This is a genomic window from Caldisericum sp. (assembly GCF_049967455.1).
GTDB classification, from domain to species: Bacteria; Caldisericota; Caldisericia; order Caldisericales; family Caldisericaceae; genus Caldisericum; species Caldisericum exile_A.
Map to the genome: position 1 here is coordinate 20520 of NZ_JBMFSR010000015.1, position 6761 is coordinate 27280.

The 6761-nt window shown below is 33.2% G+C and carries 6 protein-coding genes; all 6 read left to right on the forward strand.

From position 1 onward, the window contains the following. Positions 1 to 2 precede the first annotated feature (2 nt). From ACP5SP_RS04805 to nagA, 6 genes are read left to right on the forward strand one after another with little or no spacing between them, the layout of a single operon-like run. Positions 3 to 734 carry a sugar phosphate isomerase/epimerase family protein gene (locus tag ACP5SP_RS04805; protein WP_424586919.1) on the forward strand — a complete coding sequence of 244 codons (732 nt, stop codon included), beginning with the start codon at positions 3 to 5 and terminating at the stop codon, positions 732 to 734. Beyond that, complete coding sequence (locus ACP5SP_RS04810) at positions 727 to 2082, forward strand: glycoside hydrolase family 3 N-terminal domain-containing protein (protein WP_416084906.1); 1356 nt, start codon at positions 727 to 729, stop codon at positions 2080 to 2082. Before ACP5SP_RS04805 ends, ACP5SP_RS04810 begins: the two co-directional genes overlap by 8 nt. Continuing rightward, positions 2079 to 3125: a serine hydrolase domain-containing protein gene (locus ACP5SP_RS04815; protein ID WP_416084907.1), complete on the forward strand. Its 1047-nt coding sequence runs from the start codon at positions 2079 to 2081 to the stop codon at positions 3123 to 3125. The genes ACP5SP_RS04810 and ACP5SP_RS04815 overlap by 4 nt, the downstream gene beginning before the upstream one ends. Beyond that, entirely contained in the window at positions 3122 to 4219 is a 1098-nt protein-coding gene (locus tag ACP5SP_RS04820) for an anhydro-N-acetylmuramic acid kinase (protein ID WP_424586917.1), read from the forward strand. The genes ACP5SP_RS04815 and ACP5SP_RS04820 overlap by 4 nt, the downstream gene beginning before the upstream one ends. Then, entirely contained in the window at positions 4209 to 5228 is a 1020-nt protein-coding gene (locus ACP5SP_RS04825) for an SIS domain-containing protein (protein WP_424586916.1), read from the forward strand. The genes ACP5SP_RS04820 and ACP5SP_RS04825 overlap by 11 nt, the downstream gene beginning before the upstream one ends. Then, positions 5218 to 6351, forward strand: a complete 1134-nt coding sequence (gene nagA / locus ACP5SP_RS04830) for an N-acetylglucosamine-6-phosphate deacetylase (RefSeq protein ID WP_424607301.1) — start codon at positions 5218 to 5220, stop codon at positions 6349 to 6351. The genes ACP5SP_RS04825 and nagA overlap by 11 nt, the downstream gene beginning before the upstream one ends. The last annotated feature ends 410 nt before the right edge of the window (positions 6352 to 6761 follow it).

Here is a 6761-nt window from a genome sequence, read left to right on the forward strand (position 1 = left end):
AAATGGAGATAGGATTTTCAACAATAGGTTTTCTTTTGAATAATGTAGAGCTTAAAGCTAATGATAATATAGATTTTGTAGATGAGGTTGAGGTAGTATTTGACTTGGGGGTGGATTCACTTCCCAAATTGAATAAACCAATAAAAATACATGCGCCTTACTTTTATACAAATCTTGCAAGCCTCTCAAAGAGACATCTAAAGTTTAGTTTAGATGAAATTTCAAGGGTGCTTGATTTCGGGTTTGATACAGTTGTTCACGAGGGAGGTTTTACAACAAGGTTTGATGGATATATTGAAAAGTCAGTTAAGATTATGGAAACTTCTTTTGAGTTTCTTACTTCAAAATACACGAATATCATTTTAGAGAACACAACTAATTCTCTATTTTCCAATTTTGAAGAGTTTTTGGATTTTTTTATGAACTTTAATGTAAATTTCTGTTTTGATATCTCTCACTATTTTATAAAAGAGGACAAATTCAATAAACCAATACTTCTTAAAGATAAATATCTTGAAAGAATTAGAAAGGTTCATATAAGTGATACCGTTCAAGGGAAGGATTTGCATTTGCCAATTGGTTCAGGTAATGTGGATTTTAGGCTTGTTCAAGCATTTTTGAAAGACTTAAAAGATGATGTTTCGGTTGTTATAGAAAGCATTCCCAGAGGGTCAAATGTTTTTGATTTTTATAGAGAAGAAATAGATAAACTTAAGGAGATAATCTATGGCTGACATTGGAAAGATTTTCCTTTTTGGTTTTGAGGAGCCAGTTATATCAGTTGAGAGGTTGAAGTTTTTTAAGAAAATTGGAGCTAAATATTTTATTCTCTTCAAAAGAAATATTGAGCATTTAAAAGAAAATATCGATATCCTTAAAAATGAATTTGATAACCCGATCATTTCAGTTGATGGAGAAGGGGGCATTGTAAGAAGAATTAGCGAGTTTGATGACTTTATGTTTTCAAATATGAATTTGGGGTCTTCATTTGATCCACACTACGCAAAAGAGACCTATTTTAAGATGGGTCAAATTCTTTTAGAGAAGGGAATAAACATGAATCTTGCACCTGTTGTAGATGTATATCTAACTGAGGGGAATACCATAAGTATAAGAAGTTTCGGCGGTTTTGTTGATATGGTTTCTGAATTTTCTTTAAATGCAATTGAAGGACTTCATAAAGCACATGTTTATGCAGTTGCAAAACACTTTATTGGATATGGTGGGGTTAAGATTGACCCTCATAAAACTATTCCTTCATTTGAACTTGACTATCCCTATTTTGAAATGGCACTTAAACCTTTTGAAGCAGTTAAAGATGTATCAGATTTTATTATGACCGCTCATATAATTGTTCCTTTCATTGATGACCTACCTATTACATTCTCAAAGAAGGGTATATCACTTTTAAGAGAATTCTATAAAGGTCCCATTATGACGGATGATCTTGAGATGGGTGGAGCAAATGTATTTCCTTTAGAAGAAATTCCTGTAAAAGCACTTCTTGCAGGAAACGATATGCTTTCTGTTTGTAGCTTGTTTGAAGTGCAAAAGACAATGGTTAGTGCAATAGAAAAATCACACATAAATATTGATGAACATATAGAGCGTATAGAAGGGTTAAGGAAGTTTGATGACTCAAATTTGGAAGAGATTTCCTTACGGAACGAAAGATTTGTAACGCTTTATAAAGATGAGAATTTTATAGGTACAAAGAATTTCAAATTCATAGTAATTTCAAGTTTGAAAGAGCATTTTGGATCCAAAGCATTTTTGCACTTTTCAATAGAACCTAATGAAGATGAGAAAAATAATATTCTTTCAAATCTAAAAAGCGATGATAATGTTGTCATAACTGTTTACAACGCCTTTAATAATCCGAAACAAGTTGAACTTGTAGAAAGTATAAAGAGGATTGTTAAAAATGTCTGTGTCATAATTTTAGGAGACCCATTTGATAGACAACTATTTACATTTGCTGATTGCATTGTCCTTACCTATTCGCCATTACCAAAAATTGTAGAAGTTGCACTAAATGTAGTAAAAGGAGAATACAAGGCTATGGGGAGGCTTCCTGTATGAATATAGAAACAGTAGTGGAAGAGGCTTTAAAGCAAAAGATAGCAACTGCAATCGGCGTTTCTGTTGTAAAAAGTGATAGAGTGCTTTTTGAGATTGTTAGGGGCAAGACAGAAGAAAATGGAGATTTTATAACAAATGAGACCCTTTTTGATCTTGCATCTCTTACAAAGGTTGTCTTTACAACACCGTACATTTTAAAATTGGTTGAGGAGGGTTTTTTATCCATAAATGATCCAGTATCTCTTTATATTGAAGGATTCCCAGGTAATATTACGCTAAAAAATCTTTTAACTCATACAGCAGGTTTAAAGGCTTGGCTTCCTATTTTTGCGTCTAACTTGCAGGCTTCAAATGACAGACCTTATGAAGTGGAAGAAATTAAAAAGGAAGAAGCAATTGAAAAAATTCTTAAGTATGGTATTGAAAGACCACCAGATAAACAAGTTGAATATAGTGATTTAGGATTTATTTTGTTAGGTTTTATCATTGAAAAGATAACGAATAAATCCTTGAAAGAAAATGCGCGTAGTTTCTTTGATGATCTGTTAATGTATGATACTGGTTTTGAAGTTAAAGGTTCAGTATGTGCAACCGAAGTTCTTAATGGGAAGAGGCTTAAAGGTGTTGTTCATGATGAAAATGCTCGTGCATTGGGTGGAGCAAGTGGTCATGCAGGACTCTTTTCTAACCTTAAAGATCTTGAACAGTACTCAAAATTCATTTTAAATAAAGGTTTTGTTTCATCGAAGAGAATTCTTATTGAAGATTCGATAAGACTTATGAGGGAGTCTTTTACGGGTGGCTTAAAACCAGAGCGCACAATTGGTTTTGTAAAGGGGAAGTTTCTTAGTGGTGGTCCTGACTTTGCATCCGATGACTCAATAGGTCATACAGGCTTCACTGGGACTTCAATTTTCTTTGATTTTGAAAAGGATATTTCCATCACAATTCTTACAAATAGAGTTTATTTTGGAAGAGATAATAACAAGCATATGCATTTAAGAAGAGTGATAGGCAATCTTGTCTATAAGGAGATACTATGAAGGCAATTGGCATAATGAGTGGTACATCTCTTGACGGTGTAACAATATCTCTCATCGATTCTCTTGAGGATGCAAGGGATTTAAAGGTTCTTCATTATAAGACATATCCATACGATGCACAGTTGAAATTGAGAATAAAAGAGATTTCAGAAAGGGGAATTGTAGGAGAAGTTTCTGATTTAAACTACGAACTTGGAGAATTGTTTTCAAAACTTTTGGAGAGATTTTTAAACGAGTTTGGCATTGATAGTAGTGATATTTTTGTTGTGGGACTTCATGGACAGACGATTTATCACAATGACGGCATTTCAACACTTCAAATTGGAGAGCCAGCTTTTATTGCCTTGAGAAATCACATTGATGTAGTTTCCAATTTCAGGGCAAAGGATATTGTACTTTCTGGAACTGGTGCTCCGTTAATTCCATTTTTTGATTTTCTCTATTTTAAAAGATTTTCACCAATTGCGCTTGTTAATTTAGGAGGTATTTCAAATATCACTTTTATTCCTGATGAAGATCCTCAAAGTGTCATAGCCTTTGATATGGGACCCTGTAATATGGTGCTTGATTATGCCTCGCAAGTTTTGTTTGGAAGTGATTTTGACAAAAATGGAGAGTTTGCAAAAAAGGGAAAAGTAATTGAGGAGATGCTTGACTTTCTTAAAGGAAATGAGTTTATAATTAGAAATCCTCCAAAGAGTGCTGGAAGAAATGAGTTTGGAGAAGCGTTTATGAAAGACTTACTTGAAAGATTTAATTATATAGATAGGTTTGATTTCATAGCTACGCTCAATCAGTTTGTAGCCTTTGCAATATGGTATTCAATTGAAACATTTATTAAGTCAAAACCAAAATATGTTGTTTTATCAGGTGGGGGCGCAAACAACAAAACTCTTGTTAACAACTTAAAGAGACTACTTAAAGGAATTGAATTAAAATTATCAGATGAGTTTGGTCTGCCATCTGAGGCAAAAGAATCTGTTGCTTTTGCGCTCTATGCAATGAGAAGTAAGTTAAAACTTAAATCTCACCTTCCGCAAACAACGGGCAGTAAATCTCAATACATAATGGGGGAAATAACATATGGAGAATAATTATTTTATGTATAACGAAATCCATGAAGAATTAAAAATATTGAATGACTACAAGAAAAGAGAAGATTTTTTGTCAATAAAAGACGAAATACTTTCCTTTAATCCATGTTCTTTTATGATTGCTTCTCGTGGGACTTCTGATAATGCCTCAGTTTTTGGAAAGTATGTTATTGAGTCAACTTATAAAATTCCTGTATCGTTTGCATCTTTTTCACTATTTACTTGGTATAATAGCTATCCTCATTTGGAAAGGGTAATTGGAATCGGGGTAAGTCAATCAGGCGAAACACAAGATGTAATAAAAGTGATTGAGAGCTTTAATAATGCAGGGAGTTTAACAATTGGTATCACAAATAGTATTAGTTCAACGCTTGCAAAGATTTCTAAAATTGCGTTTCATCTGAATGCGGGCGAGGAAAAGAGCATTGCTGCAACGAAGACATATTTTGCCTCTCTTTTATTTTTTCTTGGTCTTGCAAATGCCTTTAAGAAAGTTGTTGATTTTGATTCTATTACAGATTCTGTGAGTCATGTTTTTTATAATTCCAACATCATTAAAGATCTTGTCGTACGGTACAGGTTTGCCAAAAATTTTATCATTCTTGGTAGAGGATTTAACTATCCGAATGCGCTTGAATTTGCTCTCAAACTTAGAGAAACAAGTCTTGTGAATGCAATTGGTTATTCATCTATTGATTTTTTACATGGACCAATTGCTTCCCTTTCTTCTGAAACACCTGTTATTTTCCTTATGCCGAAAGATGAAACGTTTCCTTCTAATTTAGAGATTCTTCAAGTACTTATCTCTTACAATGCACATGTACTTGTTATAACCGATGGAGAAGTTCCTAAGGGTGTTTTATCTTTTAATATAAAGGGGAGCAATACTCTTGAATATCCAATTGCAATTGCAACATTTTTACAACTCTTCTCGTTTTATCTTTCCGTTGAGAAACAATTAAATCCGGATAAGCCAGAGAGATTAAGGAAGGTGACATATGGAATCTGAAAATACAATTGTTTTTAAGGTATCAAGAATATACCTACCTCAATATCTTGAAGGTGAATTTTTTATTTATGTTAAAGATGGTGTTATAACTCAAATTACAAGAGAAAATCATACAAGAAATTTTATAGACTTAACGGATTATATTGTTGCTCCTGGTTTTGTTGATGTGCATATACACGGTTTTGAAGGTTTCGATGTTTCAAATGGAGGAATGGATGCAGTAATAGAGATGTCAAATAGACTTCCTAAAACAGGAGTTGTTGCTTTTCTTCCAACATTTGTAAGCCTACCTTTTGAGAATCTAATAGGGAAACTGAAAGAGATTGATTTGGGTTATAAGAATTTCAAGGCAATTCCTTTAGGAGTGCATATTGAAGGTGCTTTTATTAATCCAAAGAAAAAAGGTGCAATGGATGAAAGATTTTTCTTAGAAGGAAATGTTGAATTAGCAGAAAAACTCATCCAATTTGGGAATGTGAAAATGTTTACCGTTGCTCCTGAAATTCCTAATGCACTTAATTTGATAAGATTTTTAAATAGCAGAAATATTAAGGTTTCAATTGGACATACTGAGGCAACTTTTGATGAAGTAAAAGAAGCGTATGCAAATGGTGCGGATTCAATTACACATCTTTTTAATGCGATGGCACCTTTTAATCACAGGGAACCATCTGTGATTGGAGCATCTTTTTACTTTGATTTTTACTTACAGATTATTGCAGATACTCATCACACCTCAAAATATGTCTTAAAATTACTTAAACCATACAGCAATAGAGTTGTTCTTATAACTGATGCAATTGAAGCAACAAATCTCGGTGAGGGAATTTATAAGTTAGGTGGCTTTGAAGTTTATGTGAAGGATGGTGAAGCAAGGCTTTCAAATGGCACACTTGCAGGCTCTGTTTTAACTATGGATAGGGGATTCAAAAATCTTATCCAATATGGTAATTTTTCAGTAGAAGAGGCAGTTAAATCTTCCTCTTTGAATCCTTTAAAAAGTATTTCTGAACTTTCATTTGGTGAGATAAAGGAGAACAAACTTGCAAACTTTGTTTGTCTTGATGAATCTTATACTGTTCGAAAAACAGTTATAAAAGGAAAGATTGTTTACGAGAAATGATAAATTTGCTTCTTTTTCTTGTAAGCACTTATCATGTTGCCGGGTGGTAAAAAGCGGGAAAAGCCTCAAAAGAAATATACTTGTGCATATAACTATGCTCTTTTAAATCTAGTGAAGCAAATCAAGATACAAGTTTAGAAAAATATGCTCCAAAAACTTGCAATTTTTTCAAAAAAGCACTAAACTTTTTAGAGTGATAAAAAATCGCTCGATTTAGGTGCAAGACTAACTTAGGACAAGAGCGCTTATATGAGAGCTTTTTTTAACACAGTTTGTGACGAACCGCCTATAGTAATTATATCAATCAGTAGAAGAGAAGATGGAAGAAGAAAAGACACAACGGATAACATATCTGGAGGTTGAAAGTTGACAAGCTCTAAGAACCCGCCTTTAAAATAAAAATTATGGAG